22 protein-coding genes and 1 tRNA gene are annotated in these 16,725 nt (G+C 64.6%); 8 read left to right on the forward strand and 15 right to left on the reverse strand.

The window, feature by feature from the left end; genetic code table 11:
* Positions 1 to 57: 57 nt before the first annotated feature.
* The 9 genes from atpA to IHE49_RS06170 form a co-directional block, all read right to left on the reverse strand.
* Entirely contained in the window at positions 58 to 1,608 is a 1,551-nt protein-coding gene (gene atpA, locus IHE49_RS06130; protein ID WP_192155930.1) for a F0F1 ATP synthase subunit alpha, read from the reverse strand.
* A 153-nt stretch (positions 1,609 to 1,761) separates the two neighbouring features.
* Positions 1,762 to 2,292, reverse strand: a complete 531-nt coding sequence (locus tag IHE49_RS06135) for a F0F1 ATP synthase subunit delta (RefSeq protein ID WP_192155931.1) — start codon at positions 2,290 to 2,292, stop codon at positions 1,762 to 1,764.
* 3 nt (positions 2,293 to 2,295) lie between these two features.
* Positions 2,296 to 2,766: a F0F1 ATP synthase subunit B gene (locus tag IHE49_RS06140; RefSeq protein WP_192155933.1), complete on the reverse strand. Its 471-nt coding sequence runs from the start codon at positions 2,764 to 2,766 to the stop codon at positions 2,296 to 2,298.
* 93 nt (positions 2,767 to 2,859) lie between these two features.
* The gene (atpE, locus tag IHE49_RS06145) at positions 2,860 to 3,144 is read right to left on the reverse strand and encodes a F0F1 ATP synthase subunit C (RefSeq protein WP_343227547.1); all 285 of its coding nucleotides are present in this window, start codon (positions 3,142 to 3,144) and stop codon (positions 2,860 to 2,862) included.
* Between the two features lie 63 nt (positions 3,145 to 3,207).
* Positions 3,208 to 4,029, reverse strand: coding sequence for a F0F1 ATP synthase subunit A (gene atpB / locus IHE49_RS06150; protein ID WP_192155936.1), 822 nt, complete (start codon positions 4,027 to 4,029; stop codon positions 3,208 to 3,210).
* A 3-nt stretch (positions 4,030 to 4,032) separates the two neighbouring features.
* Positions 4,033 to 4,398 (reverse strand): hypothetical protein, encoded by a 366-nt coding sequence (locus tag IHE49_RS06155; protein ID WP_192155938.1) that lies wholly within the window; start codon positions 4,396 to 4,398, stop codon positions 4,033 to 4,035.
* Between the two features lie 263 nt (positions 4,399 to 4,661).
* Positions 4,662 to 5,042, reverse strand: coding sequence for a phasin family protein (locus tag IHE49_RS06160; RefSeq protein ID WP_192155940.1), 381 nt, complete (start codon positions 5,040 to 5,042; stop codon positions 4,662 to 4,664).
* A 154-nt stretch (positions 5,043 to 5,196) separates the two neighbouring features.
* Entirely contained in the window at positions 5,197 to 5,559 is a 363-nt protein-coding gene (queD, locus tag IHE49_RS06165; RefSeq protein ID WP_192155942.1) for a 6-carboxytetrahydropterin synthase QueD, read from the reverse strand.
* Positions 5,560 to 5,615: 56 nt separating this feature from the next.
* Positions 5,616 to 5,692 (reverse strand) — tRNA-Met (locus IHE49_RS06170).
* Positions 5,693 to 5,874: 182 nt separating this feature from the next.
* On the opposite strand from IHE49_RS06170, the gene IHE49_RS06175 reads away from it, so the two are divergent.
* The 6 genes from IHE49_RS06175 to ampE all read left to right on the forward strand — a co-directional run bounded on the left by IHE49_RS06175 (position 5,875) and on the right by ampE (position 9,630).
* The gene (locus IHE49_RS06175; protein ID WP_192155943.1) at positions 5,875 to 6,435 is read left to right on the forward strand and encodes an RNA pyrophosphohydrolase; all 561 of its coding nucleotides are present in this window, start codon (positions 5,875 to 5,877) and stop codon (positions 6,433 to 6,435) included.
* A 64-nt stretch (positions 6,436 to 6,499) separates the two neighbouring features.
* Positions 6,500 to 6,709 (forward strand): (2Fe-2S)-binding protein, encoded by a 210-nt coding sequence (locus IHE49_RS06180; RefSeq protein WP_192155944.1) that lies wholly within the window; start codon positions 6,500 to 6,502, stop codon positions 6,707 to 6,709.
* 100 nt (positions 6,710 to 6,809) lie between these two features.
* A complete protein-coding gene (gene bfr, locus IHE49_RS06185; RefSeq protein WP_192155945.1) occupies positions 6,810 to 7,280 on the forward strand; it encodes a bacterioferritin in 471 nt (156 codons plus the stop codon).
* 74 nt (positions 7,281 to 7,354) lie between these two features.
* Positions 7,355 to 7,732, forward strand: a complete 378-nt coding sequence (gene erpA, locus IHE49_RS06190) for an iron-sulfur cluster insertion protein ErpA (RefSeq protein WP_192155947.1) — start codon at positions 7,355 to 7,357, stop codon at positions 7,730 to 7,732.
* Between the two features lie 11 nt (positions 7,733 to 7,743).
* Positions 7,744 to 8,709: an NAD(+) diphosphatase gene (nudC, locus tag IHE49_RS06195; RefSeq protein WP_192155949.1), complete on the forward strand. Its 966-nt coding sequence runs from the start codon at positions 7,744 to 7,746 to the stop codon at positions 8,707 to 8,709.
* 51 nt (positions 8,710 to 8,760) lie between these two features.
* A complete protein-coding gene (gene ampE / locus IHE49_RS06200; protein ID WP_192155951.1) occupies positions 8,761 to 9,630 on the forward strand; it encodes a regulatory signaling modulator protein AmpE in 870 nt (289 codons plus the stop codon).
* 94 nt (positions 9,631 to 9,724) lie between these two features.
* Here ampE and IHE49_RS06205 read toward each other — a convergent pair whose 3' ends face one another.
* From IHE49_RS06205 to IHE49_RS06225, 5 genes are all read right to left on the reverse strand, one after another.
* The gene (locus IHE49_RS06205) at positions 9,725 to 11,599 is read right to left on the reverse strand and encodes an MFS transporter (protein WP_192155952.1); all 1,875 of its coding nucleotides are present in this window, start codon (positions 11,597 to 11,599) and stop codon (positions 9,725 to 9,727) included.
* A gap of 52 nt (positions 11,600 to 11,651) precedes the next feature.
* Positions 11,652 to 12,599 (reverse strand): phosphatidate cytidylyltransferase, encoded by a 948-nt coding sequence (locus IHE49_RS06210; protein WP_192155953.1) that lies wholly within the window; start codon positions 12,597 to 12,599, stop codon positions 11,652 to 11,654.
* The gene (locus IHE49_RS06215; protein WP_192155954.1) at positions 12,599 to 13,216 is read right to left on the reverse strand and encodes a lysophospholipid acyltransferase family protein; all 618 of its coding nucleotides are present in this window, start codon (positions 13,214 to 13,216) and stop codon (positions 12,599 to 12,601) included. Before IHE49_RS06215 ends, IHE49_RS06210 begins: the two co-directional genes overlap by 1 nt.
* A 46-nt stretch (positions 13,217 to 13,262) precedes the next feature.
* Positions 13,263 to 13,871 carry a CDP-alcohol phosphatidyltransferase family protein gene (locus tag IHE49_RS06220; protein ID WP_192155955.1) on the reverse strand — a complete coding sequence of 203 codons (609 nt, stop codon included), beginning with the start codon at positions 13,869 to 13,871 and terminating at the stop codon, positions 13,263 to 13,265.
* Between the two features lie 101 nt (positions 13,872 to 13,972).
* Positions 13,973 to 14,728, reverse strand: coding sequence for a Bax inhibitor-1/YccA family protein (locus tag IHE49_RS06225; RefSeq protein ID WP_192155957.1), 756 nt, complete (start codon positions 14,726 to 14,728; stop codon positions 13,973 to 13,975).
* A 123-nt stretch (positions 14,729 to 14,851) separates the two neighbouring features.
* Here IHE49_RS06225 and IHE49_RS06230 point away from each other — a divergent pair, with 123 nt between their 5' ends.
* Together IHE49_RS06230 and IHE49_RS06235 are read left to right on the forward strand one after the other, a co-directional pair.
* A complete protein-coding gene (locus IHE49_RS06230) occupies positions 14,852 to 15,064 on the forward strand; it encodes a DUF2945 domain-containing protein (RefSeq protein WP_192155959.1) in 213 nt (70 codons plus the stop codon).
* Complete coding sequence (locus tag IHE49_RS06235) at positions 15,061 to 15,606, forward strand: DUF488 domain-containing protein (RefSeq protein WP_192155961.1); 546 nt, start codon at positions 15,061 to 15,063, stop codon at positions 15,604 to 15,606. The genes IHE49_RS06230 and IHE49_RS06235 overlap by 4 nt, the downstream gene beginning before the upstream one ends.
* A gap of 70 nt (positions 15,607 to 15,676) precedes the next feature.
* Here IHE49_RS06235 and IHE49_RS06240 read toward each other — a convergent pair whose 3' ends face one another.
* Positions 15,677 to 16,660: a YafY family protein gene (locus tag IHE49_RS06240; RefSeq protein ID WP_192155963.1), complete on the reverse strand. Its 984-nt coding sequence runs from the start codon at positions 16,658 to 16,660 to the stop codon at positions 15,677 to 15,679.
* Positions 16,661 to 16,725: the final 65 nt, after the last annotated feature.

The following is a 16,725-nucleotide window of genomic DNA, read 5'->3' on the forward strand; positions in this document are numbered from 1 at the left end:
CCTCAACCTGTCGGGTCTGTGCTATGCCGGTTCACGACCGGCGCGCCGTTCCTGGGATTACCAGCTGCCGGTCTTCTTGAACTCGTCGAGACCGGACTTGAAGGTCCCCTCGATGTCATTGTTCCAGTCGCCGGTGGCGACGATCTTCTTCATCAGATCACCATGGTTCTGATGGAAGAAGTCGTGCATGCCCTTCTCGAACGCCAGCACCTTGTTCACCGGCAAGTCGTCCAGGTAACCCTTCTCCGCGGCATACACCGACAACGCGAGCTCGGCGATCGACAGCGGCGCGTACTGCTTCTGCTTCATCAGCTCGGTCACGCGCTGGCCGCGGTCGAGCTGGGCGCGGGTGGCCGGATCGAGGTCGGAAGCGAACTGCGCGAACGCAGCCAGTTCGCGGTACTGCGCCAGCGCCAGCTTCACGCCGCCGGACAGCTTCTTCACGATCTTGGTCTGCGCCGAACCGCCCACGCGCGACACCGAGATACCGGCATTCACGGCCGGGCGGATGCCCGCGTTGAACAGGTCGGTCTCGAGGAAGATCTGGCCGTCGGTGATCGAGATCACGTTGGTCGGCACGAAGGCGGACACGTCGCCGGCCTGCGTTTCGATGACCGGCAGCGCGGTGAGCGAACCGGTCTTGCCCTTCACTTCGCCGTTGGTGAATTTCTCGACGTACTCCTCGCTGACGCGCGAGGCGCGCTCGAGCAGGCGCGAGTGCAGATAGAACACGTCGCCCGGGTAGGCTTCGCGGCCCGGCGGACGCTTCAGCAGCAGCGAGATCTGGCGATAGGCCACGGCCTGCTTGGACAGGTCGTCATAGACGATCAGCGCGTCCTGGCCGCGGTCGCGGAAGTATTCGCCCATGGCGCAGCCGGAGTACGGCGCGATGTACTGCAGCGCAGCCGATTCGGAGGCCGAGGCGACCACCACGATGGTGTTGGCCAGCGCGCCGTTCTCTTCGAGCTTGCGTACCACGTTGGCGATGGACGAGCGCTTCTGGCCGATCGCCACGTAGATCGAGAAGATGCCCGAGTCTTTCTGGTTGATGATCGCGTCGATCGCCAGCGCGGTCTTGCCGGTCTGGCGGTCGCCGATGATCAGCTCGCGCTGGCCGCGGCCGATCGGAATCATCGAGTCGACCGACTTGTAACCGGTCTGCACCGGCTGGTCGACCGACTTGCGCCACACCACGCCCGGCGCGACCTTCTCGATCGGCGAGCTGAGCTTGGCGTTGAGCGGACCCTTGCCGTCGATCGGGTTGCCCAGCGCGTCCACCACGCGGCCAAGCAGCTCGGGGCCGACCGGCACTTCAAGGATGCGGCCGGTGGTCTTGGCGACGTCGCCTTCGCGCAGATGCTGGTATTCGCCCAGCACCACGGCGCCGACCGAGTCGCGCTCGAGATTCAGCGCCAGCGCAAACGCGTTGCCCGGCAGTTCGATCATTTCGCCCTGCATCACGTCGGCCAGGCCGTGGATGCGCACGATGCCGTCGGACACGCTGATGATCGTGCCCTCGTTGCGGGCTTCCGCGCCAAGCTTGAACTGCTCGATGCGGTTCTTGATCAGTTCGCTGATCTCGGACGGGTTCAGGGTGGTGCTGGACATGGGTCGATATCCTGAAATTTGAAAGCTCTTTTAAGAGTCCAGCCATGGATGGCTGGTTTTTGCTCTTCGCGAAACGGATTTCGCGTGAAACCTATGATTGTCCGGCCATGGACGGCCGGTTTTGCTCTTTTGCGAAATGGATTTCGCTTGAAACTAGGCCAGGACGCTGCTCAGGCGCTCAAGGCGCCCGCGCGCGGAACCGTCGATCACTTCATTGCCGGTATCGACCACCACGCCAGCCAGCAGCGAGGCATCGACCGATGTTTCCAGTTCGATCTCGCGCTTGAAGCGGCGCTTCAGCGATACCTTGAGTTGCTCGGTTTGTGCGGCGTCCAAGACCATCGCACTGGTCACCTTGACCAGCAGCTGCGATTCGGACTCGCGGCGGTACTCCTCGTACAGCGCCGCCACTTCAGGCAGCAGCGCCATGCGGCGGCTCTCGGCCATTTCGCCCAGGAAATGCGCGAACGGCGCATCCGACGGCATGCCAGCCGGCAGGTGCAGCGCTACCAACTGCGGGGGCTGCACGCGCGGGTCGGTGCCGAGCACGGCCACGCGCGCGTCCTGCGCCACCGCGGCGGCGAACGCCAGCGCCTGCGACCACGCAGGCAGCGTGCCGCCGGCATGGGCCAGCTCGAACGCGGCGCGAGCGTAGGGACGGGCGAGGGTGATTGCCTGGGCCATGGATCAGACCTCGGCGGCGAGCTGGTCGAGCAACGCCTTGTGCGTGGAGGCATCCACCTCGCGCTGCACGATCTTCGAGGCACCCTGCACAGCCAGCGCACCCACGCGCTCGCGCAGCTGCTCGCGCGCCTGCTGCGCCATCGCGGCGATGTCGTCCTGCGCCACGGCCTTCAGGCGGTTGATCTCGACGATCGCGTCGGCACGGGCCTTGTCGAGGATGCCGTTGGCCTGCTGCTGCGCCTTGTCGATGATCTCGGACGCCTGCTGGCGCGCCTTGCGGATTTCGTCCGCCACCTTGGTGTCGGCGTCCTTCAGCTCGGCGTGCGCGCGTTCGGCGGCGCTGAGGCCGTCGGCGATCTTGATCTGCCGTTCCTCGATGGCCTTGTTGATGTGCGGCCAGATGAACTGGACGCAGAACCAGATGAGGATGGCGAAAGCAATCATTTCGCCGATCAGGGTCGCGTTGAAATCCATCGCTGCCTTACCTGCTGTTACGTAACGAAACCGGTGTGGACCGGATCAGGTCCACACCGAAGGGATGGCGACGCCCAGCGCCGCCGGCGGTGTTCAGCCCAACTTCGACAGCAGAGGATTTGCCACGGCGAAGTACATGGCCAGCGCCACGCCGATCAGGAACGCCGCGTCGATCAGGCCGGCCAGCAGGAACATGCGGCCCTGCAGCAGCGGCACCAGCTCCGGCTGGCGGGCAGCGGCTTCCAGGAACTTCGAACCCATCACGCCGATACCGATACAGGCACCCAGCGCACCGAGGCCGATGATCAGGCCGAGCGCGATAGCGGTGAAGCCCTGCACCTGGGCGGTTTGAACGATGTGAGCGGCGACTTGGTCCACGGTAATCTCCTCGAAAAAACGGTTGTTGCGTTGAAGGGTTGGAAAGTTGGAGCAGAACTGGAATCAGTGATGATCGTGCGCCATCGAGATGTACACGATGGTCAGCACCATGAAGATGAAGGCCTGGATCGAGATGATCAGGATGTGGAAGATGCCCCACACCGTGTAGCCGATGATGCCCATGCCATACAGCGCCCAGCCGGCCAGACCCGCGCCTGCGCTGAACAGGCCGGCGATCAGCATGAACACCAGCTCGCCCGCGTACATGTTGCCGAACAGTCGCATCGCCAGACTCACCGGCTTGGACACCAGCTCGACCAGGTTCAGCGCAAAATTGGGAATCCACAGCAACGGGTGCTTGCCGAACGGCGCGGTAAACAGCTCGTGCATGTAGCCGCCGAAGCCCTTGGCCTTGAAGCTGTAGACGATGATCAACAGGAACACCGTGATCGACATGCCGAAGGTCATGTTGACGTCGGCAGTGGGCACGGCGCGGAAGTGGCCGATGCCGAACTTCTCGGTGATCCACGGCAGCAGGTCGACCGGCAGCAAGTCCATCGCGTTCATCAGGAACACCCAGACGAACACAGTCAGCGCCAGCGGCCCGAGGAAGCTGCGATCACCATGGAACACGTCCTTGACCTGGCCGTCGACGAACTCAAGGATGATCTCGACAAAGGCCTGACCCTTGCCCGGCACACCCGACGTAGCCTTGCGCGCCTGCGACCAGAACCACACGCAGAACAGCACACCCAGCGCCAGCGACACCGTGATCGAGTCAAGGTTAAGGTGCACCGCCCAGAAACCATCTTTGCCCACTTGTGGAACAAGATGCGTGAGGTGGTGCTGGATGTATTCGGTAAGACCGCCCGGCTCGCTTGCCATGCATCAACCCTTGAATCTGAACGCCATCAGATAAACCGCGTAGGCAGCCACCAGCCCCGTCACGGCAGCCAGCGGCGGCAATTTGTACTTAAACAGGATCAGTCCCAGCCCGCCCACGACCACTGCCCATTTCAGCAGCAGGCCGAGCAACAGGCGGAAGAAAGCCGCCGCACCGCCGACCAGTCGACCGAAGGCCTGCACGGACATCAGCGCGGTACCCAGCGCTACCGTGAATCCTCCGGCCGTAGCCGAAACCGCCTCCAGGTGTCCCTTCAGCAGGAACACCGTACCAACCAAGGCCGACACCGCGAACTGCAGCAGCACAGTGCGCAGCGCAAGGCGTCGACCGGCGTCGAGACTGTTGAGCACGCGACCCCTCCGCATCGGCCCCGCCAGGCGGCACCGATACCAGCCACGAACGCGATCCAATCCGTAAAAGTATATCAGTGCCCCGCTTGCAGCGACAAGCCGCGAACGTTGTAAAAACTCGTCCGCACGGCCGATCTACGACCATCGACCTGGCCACTCCCACGCTCGACGCCATCCAAAAGAAAAGGGCCGGACTTGGGGAAGTCCGGCCCTTGCTGCCGCGCGACGGGGAGAGGCCGCCGGTAGGGTGCTGCTTGACTCTCTTACTTGGCGACCTTCTTGGCCACCGGGGCGGCCACCGCATCGTTCGCGGCCTGACGCTGTTCCTGCGCGAGCGCCTGCAGTGACTCCGCAGTCTTCTGCGTCACGGCGATGATTTCCTGCGAAACCGCCACGGCGCGCTCGGCCTGCTCGCGGCCCAGGGTGGCGCCCTTTTCCCACAGGGTGCGCAGCGCGTCGGCGTCGCGGGTTTCCAGCGCCTCGGCCACGAACGCGGCGGAATCACGGGTCTGCTGCTCGAACGCCTTCAGCTGCAGCGCGGCGACCGTTTCCAGGCCCTTCAAGGCCAACGTCTGCGCCTTGAACGCGCTCTCGGTGGCCTGCTTGGTGAAAGCGAAAAACTGGTTGTTGAACTGCTGCGTCATGAGCTTGCCCTCGTTGGGGTATGCGGGTAGTGGCAAGCACTCTAGCAAGTCTTTTTGTGCAACGCAATATATTTTTTGTCGGTCGACCAGACCAGTCTAGAAATATTCATGTATTGCAGCCATTTGCATGTCACGAATCTGTCATCGCACCGCGTCAAGGATGGCTTCGCCCGCAGCTGGCGCCGGAAGTGCAGGTTTCGTGCACCACCACTTCGTCCAGACCGGGCAAGCGCACCTCCAGCCGCTGGAAGATCCAGCGCGCCAGCATTTCGCTGGTGGGATTTTCCAGGCCCTCGATATCGTTGAGATAGTGATGGTCGAGCTGCTCGAACAACGGCGCGAAAGCCGTTTTCACATCGGCGAAGTCCATCACCCAGCCGCTATGCGCGTCGGGCTCGCCTGCCACATGCACTTCCACGCGAAACGAATGCCCATGCAGTCGCGCGCACTTGTGCCCGACAGGCACGTTGGGCAGGCGATGCGCCGCCTCGATCTGGAAAACCTTGAATATACGCATGCTGCTGCTCCGGCGATCCGTCGACCGCGGATCGCACGGGCGCGGGATGGAGCGCATGGTGGCTATGGGTGGACTCGAACCACCGACCCCAGCATTATGAGTGCTGTGCTCTAACCGGCTGAGCTACATAGCCATGGGGTGGGCCGCTGCGCCGGATTGCAACGATGCCGGAAGCGGGGCGCGGCAGTTTAATGGCGCGCACGCTCATGTTCAACCCATCCGGCTTGCCGCGATTTCGCCTGCATGGTTGAATCGGGCCATCGCCTAGCGCGCATCGGCTGCTGCCGCCGCGTGGCCTGGCCCGAGGATGACGAGATGATCGACGTCGATGGCTACCGTCCGAATGTGGGCATCGTGCTGCTGAATGCAGACGGTCGCCTGTTCTGGGCGCGCCGCATCAACCGCGACGGCTGGCAGTTCCCGCAGGGCGGCATGCGCAGCGACGAGACGCCGCTGGAAGCGATGTACCGCGAACTGGAAGAGGAAACCGGCCTGGCACCCGAGCATGTCGAGGTGATGGCCTCCACCCGCGGATGGTTGCGCTACAAGCTGCCTCAGCGCTACGTACGCCACCATCAGCACCCCACCTGCATCGGCCAGAAGCAGGTGTGGTTCCTGCTCAAGCTGGTCAGCGACGAAACCTCGCTGCGGCTGGATGCGTGCGACAAGCCCGAGTTCGACATCTGGCGCTGGGTGGATTTCTGGTACCCGGCCGCCCATGTGGTGAATTTCAAACGACAGGTATATGAGCGCGCCCTGCGCCATTTCGCGCCGCTGGTGGAAGGTCTCTGCCAGGTCGAACTGGGCCACGCTCCGCCGCGCGATGACGCCGACGCCGCGCTGGGCGAACCGCCGCACGGCTGGCGCGCCGCCTGAACGACCCGGAACCAGCGCCGCCAAGTAGTTGACAATCATTCGCGTTTGCGTTTAGATTTGTCCCATGTACATTTGCCTGTGCAACGCCGTTACCGATCACGACATCCGCCGCGAAGTAGCCGACGGCGTGGGCTCGTTCGCCGAACTGCAGGCACGCACCGGTTGCTCGGATTGCTGTGGATGCTGCGAATCAGAGGCCCGCGCCTGCCTCGCACAGGCAATCGAGCAGCACGTATCCGCGACTGCACTCCCCGCCTTCGTCGCGGTCGCCTGAACCATCCGCGCGTTCTCGCGCGCAAACCATTGCCATTCGTGTTTCGCCCTTGAAAGGACGAACTCCGTATAGTCGTTGCATCCAGACAACGGAGACGGCCATGAAGGGCGACGCCAAGGTCATCGAATTCCTCAACAAGGTGCTCTACAACGAGCTGACCGCGATCAACCAGTACTTCCTGCATTGCCGCATGTTCAAGGACTGGGGCTACGCAGAACTGGCCGAGCACGAATACAAGGAATCCATCGAGGAAATGAAGCACGCCGATCGCCTGATCGAGCGCATCCTGTTTCTCGACGGCCTGCCCAACCTGCAGCACCTGGGCAAGCTGCGCATCGGCGAGAACGTGCTGGAATGCATCCAGGGCGACCTCGACCTGGAGTTGGCCGCCACCAAGGACCTGCGCGCGGCGATCGCGCACAGCGAGGGCATTGCCGACTACGTCAGCCGCGATCTGTTCAAGGGCATCCTGCACGACGAGGAAGAACACATCGACTGGCTGGAAACCCAGCAGAGCCTGGTCAAGGACATCGGCGCGGAACGCTACCTGCAGAGCAAGATGCAGGGCTGACCAAAGCCAGTCATGCCACCGCAAGGCGGGCGAAGTATCCTTGTACCGCCCGCCAGCATCCCCATGTGAGTGCCATGGATACCGTCGTTTCGCTTCCCTCCGTTCCCGATTACCGCAGCAGCGGCGCGCCGCTGGTGTTCACCGAGGCCGCCGCGCACAAGGTGCATGAGCTGATCGCGGAGGAAGGCAATCCCGGGCTGAAGCTGCGCGTATACATCTCCGGCGGCGGCTGTTCGGGCTTCCAGTACGGCTTCACTTTCGACGAAGCGCAGGCCGAGGACGATTTCGCACTGGAGCGCGAGGGCGTGACCCTGCTGTGCGATCCGCTGTCGCTGCAATATCTCACGGGCGCCGAGATCGATTACAGCGAGAGCCTCAACGGCTCGCAGTTCGTGATACGCAATCCGAACGCCAAGACCACCTGCGGCTGCGGCTCCTCGTTCTCGACCTGACGTTGCACGCCATGTCCGCGACGCCACCAAATACTTTCGCCGGACTCAGCCTGATCCTGGACCGCATGGCCGAACGCCGCGACGATGCGGAATGGCTGGACGTGCAGGCTGCATCCCCAACGGCGCGCTACCTGCTGCTCGACACCGAAGGCCGCGCCTTCCTGCATGTCGACCGCGACGCGTTGCGCTGGCTCGATGCGGACGAACGCCGGCGGCTGAGCGTCGACGTAAGGGCATGGCTGCTCGGCATCGCCGACGGGCGCCCGCATTTCCTGCTGGTGCTGGAAGGCGACACGCTTATCGGCGCCGCCGAATCCGAATTGCGGGCCCGCCGCGCAAGTCTGCGCGAAGCGGGCTTGCTGCTGCCTGCCGATGAAGCAAGTCTGTTTGCCTATGCCAAGGGCCTTGCACACTGGCAGCGCGAAACTCGGCATTGCGCCTACTGCGGCTCGCCGCTCGTCGCCGTTTCCGCCGGGCATCGCCTGCAATGCACGAACACCGACTGTGGCCGCATGCATTTTCCACGCACCGATGCGGCGGTCATCGTGATCGTGGAGCACGAAAGCGCTTGCCTGCTCGGCCGACAGAACGGCTGGCCGCCCGGACGCTATTCCACGCTGGCCGGCTTCGTCGAGCCGGGTGAAGCCCTGGAAGATGCGGTGCGCCGCGAGGTGCTGGAGGAATCCGGCGTGCGTGTGGGCGCAGTCCGCTATCACTCCTCGCAACCCTGGCCAATGCCGGCCTCGTTGATGGTGGGCTTCACCGCCGTGGCGCTCGAGCCCACGATCCACCTGCGCGACGGCGAACTGGAAGAAGCGCGCTGGTTCACGCCGCAGCAGATTGCGGACGGCATCGCCGACGGGAGTTTCGTGCCTTCTTCGCCATTGTCGGTGTCCTATCGGCTGCTTCAGCACTGGCTGCGCGAGCGCGCCGGCATGGAACTGGACGCACTGACCGCTGCGCGCACAACCATGTGATGGCAAAACGCCTCGCATACAATGCGAGGCGAATCTCCGGAGTCCCCGCGCATGGCCCTTCGTCTGCTCGCCGCCCTGATTGCCCTTGGACTGCTGCACTGGCAACCGCGCCTCGCGCATTGGCGCAACGACGGCGGCTTCCGTCGCTGGGTCGCGCAGTTGAGCGACACCAGCGGCGCCGGCCGCGTCGCCCTGGCCCTATTGGTTCCATTGGTGCTGTGCGCGGTGGCGACCTGGCTGCTGCGCCACTCGCCGTTGTCCGACCTGCTGCATTTGCTGTTCGCGCTGGTGGTACTGCTGTTCTGCTTTGGCCCGCATGCGTTTGAGGCCGACCTTGAAGCGATCCTCGCCGCGCCGGACGACGCCAGCCGCGAAGCCGCGGCGCAATCGCTGGGCGAGGACGGGCAATACGTGCCATGGCGCGCGGTGGAGCTGGGCGAAGCCGCCGTCTATGCCGCCTTGCGCCGACGCTTCGGCGTACTGTTCTGGTTCTTCCTGCTCGGGCCGGCGGGTGCGTTGCTGTACCGGCTTGCACGCACGCTGGGCCGCGACGACTCGCTGCCGCTGGATGCGGAAGCGCGTGGCACAGCCCACCAGCTGGCCAATGCGCTGGATTGGGTTCCCGCGCAACTGATGGTATTTACGCTGGCCCTCGTAGGTCATTGGGATGCGGTGATCGGTGCATGGAACCGCTGGCACCAGCAAGCCTTGCCGAACAGCTGGCTCAACGAGGGCCCCGGCTTCCTCGGTGCCACGGCGCGCGCGGAGATCCAGGTCGACATCGAGGGCGGCGAAGGGTATGTGGAAGAGCGCAGCGATGCATTGCTCGAACTGCGGCGCCTGCGCAGCGCGTTGCTGCGCGCCTTGCTGGCGTGGCTGAGCGTGGTGGCGTTGATCGTGATCGGCGGTTGGTTGCGCTAAGCAATCGGTAGGAGCACACCCTGCGCACGATCGCTCTTCGCTCTGATCAAAACGCAGGGCAATCGCGCACAGGATGCGCTCCTACAACAACGCATCACGCCATGTCGCCGCGCAATTCCCGAACACGCGCTTCCAGCGCCGCCGCCCTGGCGTGTTCCGGCGACACCGGCGCATCCACCACCAATTCCACGCGCGCACGGAAGCGTCGCGGCAAGCGCGCGCGACCCAGCGCGGAATCCCGCCGGCTCCACATGCTGCCCCATAACCCGCGCAACGCCATGGGTACCACCGGCACCGGACGGCGCGCGAGGATCTTTTCCACGCCCGGACGAAACGGTGCGATGGCACCGTCGCGAGTCAAGGCACCTTCGGGGAAGATGCACACCAGCTCGCCGTCGGCGAGTGCCGCATCCACGGCGTCCCATGCGTGCTGCAACACCGCCGGGTCTTCCTTCTGTCCGGCGATGGGAATGGCTTTTGCAGTCTTGAACAGGAACTTCAGCAGCGGGATGTTGAAGATCCTGTAATACATCACGAAGCGCGCCGGACGGCGCAGGTTCGCCATCAGCAGCAGCGGGTCGACGAAGCTCACGTGGTTGCAGACCAGAAGTGCCGGCCCTTCCTCCGGAATGTGCCGCAAACCATCGGCACGCACGCGATAAAGCGTATTGGCAAGCGTCCAGGTGAAGAAGTGCAGGATGAATTCGGGCACCAGCGTGAAGATGTAGCCCGCCACCAGTATGTTGAGCAATGCCGCGGCGAAGAAGATTTCCGCCGCGCTGAAGCCCAGCGCTCCCATGCCCAGGCCGAAGCCGGCCGCCGCCACGATCAGCACGGCGTTCATGATGTTGTTGCCGGCGATGATGCGGGAGAGCTTTTCGCGCGGCGCACGCGCCTGCACGAAGGCGAACAACGGCACCACGTACAGGCCGGCGAAGGCGCCGATCAGCATGAGGTCCAGCGCGATGCGCCAGCTGCCCGCGCCACGCAGGAAACCGAGCCAACCCAGTCCACGCACCGGCGCGACGCCGTGGCGCGCGAAGTAGAGATCCACGCCGAACGCGGTGAGCCCGAATGCGCCCAGTGGCACCAGGCCGATTTCCACGCGCTTGCCGGAAAGCTTCTCGCACGCCAGTGCACCGATGCCGCTGCCGATGGTGAACAGCGTGAGCACCAGCGTGTACACCGTGTTGTCGCCGCCCAGCGTCTCACGCGTGTAGATCGGCAACTGTGCGATCAGCACGGTACCGAAGAACCAGAACCACGAGATACCCAGCACCGCATTCCACACCGCACGATCCGCGTGGGTGATGCGGATGACCCGAGCGGTTTCGCCGAACGTGTTCGGGTTGAACTTCAACTCCGGCGCCGTGGCCGGAGCGGCCGGAATCGCACGGCACGCGAGATAGCCGACCACCGCCACGCCTATCGTGATGCAAGCGGCGAGCCATGGCCCGATCTCAGCCGCACCCATCGTCGTGGTGCCCACGATCATGCCCAGCAGGATGGCCAGCTGCGTGCCCATCTCCACCAGCCCGTTGCCGCCCACCAGTTCCGTCGCTTTCAACGCTTGCGGCAGGATCGCGTACTTGATCGGCCCGAACACGGTGGAGTGCAACCCCATCATGAACAGCACCACCAGCAGCAGGCTTACGTGGTGCATGACGAATCCCACGGCCGCGATCGCCATCGCGGCGATCTCGAACCATTTCACCCAGCGGATGATGCGCGTCTTCTCGATCTTCTCGGCAAGCTGCCCCGCGCTGGCGGAGAACAGGAAGAACGGCAGGATGAACAAGGCGGGTGCGAGATTGGTGTAGATGGCCGCGGCGTGGTCGTCCAACCCCAGCTGGAACGCCACCAGCACCAGCAGCGCGCAGCGGAAGGCGTTGTCATTGAACGCCGCCAGCGCCTGCGTCCAGAAGAACGGCGCGAAGCGGCGCTGGCCCAGCAAGGCGAACTGGCTCATGTGGGCTCCATGTCAGGGCGATGCCGGCCAGCGTAACCGCAAGGGCAGGGCTTCATGCCCAGAAATATCGCGTCATGTGGAAGAACACCGGCGCGGCGAAGCAGACCGAATCCAGCCTGTCCAGCACACCGCCATGTCCCTCGATCATATGGCCCCAGTCCTTGATGCCGCGGTCGCGCTTGATCGCCGACATCACCAACCCGCCCAGGAAGCCCATCAAATTGATGACCAGCGCCATGCCCAACGCGCCAAGGAACGAAAACGGCGTGATCCACCAGAGCAGTCCGCCCAGCAGGCTGGCCGACGCCACGCCGCCGACGAAACCCTCCAGCGTCTTCGAAGGCGACAGCACCGGCGCGATCAGCCGCTTGCCGCACAGCTTGCCCCAAACGTACTGCAGCACGTCCGAGGACTGCACCACGATCACCAGGAACGCGATCAACAGCAACTGTCGATGCTCGTAGCCGGGGATCTTCAGGGTCAGCAAAGCCGGAACGTGCGAGATGCAGAACACGCTGATCATCAATCCCCACTGCACCTTGGCTGCACGTTCCAGGAAGCGCGTGGTGTCGCCGCCAGTCGCCGCCAGGATGGGCAACAGCAGGAATGCATAGACCGGAATGAAGATGGCGAACATGCCATACCACTCGATGCCCACCAGCAGATACTGGATCGGCAGCACCAGGTAGAACGCGGCCGCCAATGCCCAGTAGTCACCGCCACGCGTGGGCAGCAACGTGATGAATTCCCTCAATGCCAGCAACGACACCAGGAAAAACAACACCAGCACGCCCGGCTTGCCAAACATGAAGGAGATGCCGACCAAGGCCGCCATCGCCCACCAGGCGTTGATGCGTGCATTGAGGTTGTCCACCGCCGAACGACCCGCCGGCGACACGCGCAGCGCCAGCACACGGCCGATGAGGGTGGCCAGCAACAGGACCGCGCCGATGCCGGCGAACAAGGCCATGGCCTGCTGATGCGAAGTCAGGTGCGACATCACGCCTCCTTGGGTGCCAGCGCAAGCAACGCAGTACGCGTCCGTTCGAGAAAACCCTGCTTGTCCTCGCCCGCAGCCAGACGCAACGGCATGCCGAAGCGCGCGGTGCACAACAGCGGCAACGGAATCAGGCGCCCCTTCGGCATCACCCGGTTGAGGTTTTCCAGCCACACCGGCACCAGCTCCAGGTCCGCGCAGCGTGTGGCGAGGTGGTACAGGCCGCTCTTGAACGGCAACAGGCCTTCCCCCGGATTGCGCGTGCCTTCGGGGAACAGGATCAGCGCATCGCCCGCCTCGATTGCCGCCGTCATCGTCGTGATCGGATCCTCGGTGCGCTGTGCGGCGTCACGCTCGACCAGCACGCCCTTGAACACGCGCCGGATCAGGTAACGACGCAAGGCGCCGCGCCTCCAATATTCCGCCGCTGCCACCGGACGCGCCTGCGCACGCAACGCCGGAGGCAGCGCCGACCAGATCAGCACGAAATCGCCGTGGCTGCTGTGGTTGCCGTAATACACCCGGGGACCGGGCGCGAGCTGCTCGCTCCAGAACACGCGACTGCCGGTGAGCAGGCGGATGAAACCGGTCAGCGACCGGGCAACCAGTGGTTCAAGCATGCATCCCCCATGGCCCTGCGGCAGGCGCCTGCCGCGCCGGCCCGTGTCATTCGCCCAGTTCGCGCAAAGCCGCGCGGGCTCGATTGAATACCGTCCACGCGCACAGCAAGGCCAGCGCCCACACCACGTTGTCCCAAGACCGAACCGGCACGCCCAGTGCCAGCAGCAATCCCAGTACACCGAACACCAGCGCACGATCGCTTTTTCCCAAGGGGCCGTCGTAACGTCGCGAGGCGCCGATCTGCACGCCGATCACACCCGTCATTTCGGTCCACGTGGCCAACAGCACGAACACCGCCAATGGCCACAGCGAAAACGCCGGCGTCAGCGCCAACGGCAGGTACAGGCCAGCATCGGCCACCACGTCGCCCAGCTCGTTCAACACCGCACCAAGCCTGGAGGACTGCCCATGCTCACGTGCCAGCATGCCATCGATGGCGTTGAGCGCCATGCGGAGCAGCAGCCACAGCGGCAATATCCCCCAAATCCAGCGTTGGCCACCAGCCGCGCACCCCACGACCAGGCCCACCAGCAGCGACACCAGCATCGCCGCGACCGTCACCTGATTGGCCCGTACGCCCACGCTCGCCATACGCCGCACCAGCGGCCTCAACAGGGCCTGAAAGCGCGGTTTGATGTCGTACACACTCGGCATGAATCAGCTCCTTCCGAAATCACACCCGGAAACCAGCGGCGGACTTGCGCCTCGCCCTTCCGTGTTCCGATGGCGCAAGCCATCGCCCCCTAGAATCGCGGCTAGTTGCGCGACTGCAGCTTCGACAGCAAGCGCAGCATCTCCAGGTACAACCACACCAGGGTGACCACCAGCGCGAAAGCACCGTACCACTCCATGTACTTCGGGGCGCCGGCGTTGACACCCTGCTCGATCATGTCGAAGTCCAGCACCAGGTTGAGCGCCGCGATCGCCACCACGGCGAGGCTGAACAGGATGCCGATGCCGCTGCTGGCGCCGATGAAGCCGAAGGAGTGGCCGAAGAGGCCCATCACGAAGCTGGCCAGGTACACCAGCAGGACGCCGCCGGTGGCGGCGGCCACGCCCGCGCGGAATTTGTCGGTGACGCGGATCAGTCCGCTGCGATAGCCCATGAGCAATACGGCCATGGTGCCGAAGGTCAGCGCCACGGCCTGCATCACGATGCCGGGATAGCGCATCTCGAAGATCGCCGACAGCGCGCCCACGAACACACCCTCGGCCAGCGCATAGAGCGGCGCCGTGACCGGCGCCCAGGTCTTCTTGAACGTGGTGATCATCGCCAGCACGAAACCCACCAGCGCGCCGGCGGGCACCAGCGGCCCCAGCGCAGGCAGGCTGGCCGGGCCAGCGAAACGGCTCCAGCTGAACATCGCACCGATCATCACCAGCACCAGCATCAGGCCGGTCTTGTTGACCGTGCCGTTCAAGCTCATCGCGCCGCCGTCGCGACTGAACACCGCGCCGCTGGCCGCGTCGAGGAAGGTGTTCTTGTTGAGTGCCGGATTGCCGCTTTGCATGTCGTACTCCTGTCGGGTTGTCACCATCCTAGCCTGCCGCCGCGCGCCTTGCAGGCAGAGACCTTGCCTGCACGCCTTCGGTGCAAAGATAGCGGCCTACGTCAACAGACAGAGACCGTCGGCATGAGCCAGCAGTTCCACGTCGGCGACCATGTGCGCTGGAATTCCGAGGCCGGCCACGTCACCGGTCGCATCACGAAGGTGCACACGGCCGACACGCCGTACAAGGGCCATTTGCGCCATTGCAGCCCGGAAGAACCGCAGTACGAGATCCAGAGCGACAAGACCGACCATATCGCCATGCACAAGGGCGCAGCGCTGCAGAAGATCGCGTGAACGCCATTCCCGCCACGATCTGGACGATCGGCCACTCCACCCGCACGCTGGAGGAGTTCCTTGCCCTGCTTGCGGCGTACTCCATCGAGGCGATCGCCGACGTGCGCCGTTTCCCCGGCTCGCGGCGGCAGCCGCAGTTCGCACGTGACGCCTTCGCTGCCAGCCTGTCCACGCATGGCATCGCTTACCAATGGTTTCCACCATTGGGTGGACGTCGCCGGGCGCGACCGGATTCGCCCAACACGGCCTGGCGCAATGCCGCGTTCCGCGGCTATGCCGACCATCTCGCCAGCGCGGAATTCGCCGAAGGTCTGGCCGAGCTGCTGGCGTTCGCGGCACGCCAGCGCACTGCGGTGATGTGCGCCGAGGCGGTGTGGTGGCGCTGCCACCGGTCGATCATCGCCGACGTGCTGAAGCAACGCGGCGTCGAGGTGATCCACATCCTGGATCTGCATCACGGCGTGGTGCATCCATGGACCTCGGCTGCGCAGATCGAGAACGGCAAGCTGAGTTACGCGGCGCCGCAATCAACGCTGTTGTAGGAGCGCACCTTGTGCGCGATGGCTCTGGCGTTTAATCGAAGCCAAAGGCATTCGCGCGCGGGGTGCGCTCCTACCGTGATGGTCCCTGGTACGCGCCTTGCGCCAGCTGCAGCAGGATCTTCATCTCCTCGCGCAGCGGCAGCGGCGCGATCACTTCGGCGTCTGGGCCGTACTTGAGCACATCCATCAGCAGCTCTTTCGAGTTGGAGTACGGCAACTGCAGCTCGTAGCGGCCATCCGGCAGCCATGCGCCCTTCTGCTGCGAATGCCAGTGCTCGTCGGCCACCCAGCGCGCGGCATGCGAGGAGAAGCGGATCGTGGCCCAGGCCTTGGGTTGGCCGGCGAAGATGCCGTAGCTGGAAGCCAACGCCTGGTCGAGCTCCGCCGCGGGCACGTCGCGCGCGGGCGCATCCAGCGCCTGCGCTTCGGCGATGCGATCCACTGCAAAACTGCGCAGCGCCTCGCGATCGTGGTCCCAGACGTCCAGGTACCAGTTGTCGCGGTAATGGGTGAGGCGTTGCGGCGACACGGTGCGGCGACTGTCGGTGCCAGTGGTGCGCGCGCGATAGCGGAAGCGCAGCTGCTTGCGCTCCAGCACGGCGCCCGCCACTACGCGGAACGCCTGCTGGTCGAGCTTGCGCGCACCCCACGGGATCACGCGAATGCGCTCGATAGGCAATGCCTTGCCGCTGCCACGGTCGGACAGCAGGTGCTCGATGCGCGACTTGAACGGCGCCAGCGAACCGGCCAGCACGCCGGGACCGCTGCGCCCGATCAGTTCATTGAGCGCGAGCAGCGCCGCCAGCTCGTCGGAAGTGAGCCACAAGCCCGGCAGTTCGAAACGCTCGCCTTCGGCTTGCTCGTAACGCCACGCGGCCTGCTCGCCGCCCACGCTTTCGATGGGAGCGCCCAGCGCGTCGCGCAGGAAGGCGATGTCGCGGTAGAGCGTGGCACGCGAGCAATCCAGCTCCTCCATCAGCTTGCCCAGCGGCACCGGGTAATGCGCCGACTTCAACAGGCGATGCAGGGTGAGGGTGCGTTCGTAGCGATCCATGGCGGGTTCGGCATTCGCGGCGGGCAAGCCGGAACTATGGATACCCCCGGCCACGCCCGCAAGCC

The sequence above is a fragment of the Rhodanobacter sp. 7MK24 genome, assembly GCF_014842995.1.
In the GTDB taxonomy this organism is placed as follows: Bacteria; Pseudomonadota; Gammaproteobacteria; order Xanthomonadales; family Rhodanobacteraceae; genus Rhodanobacter_A.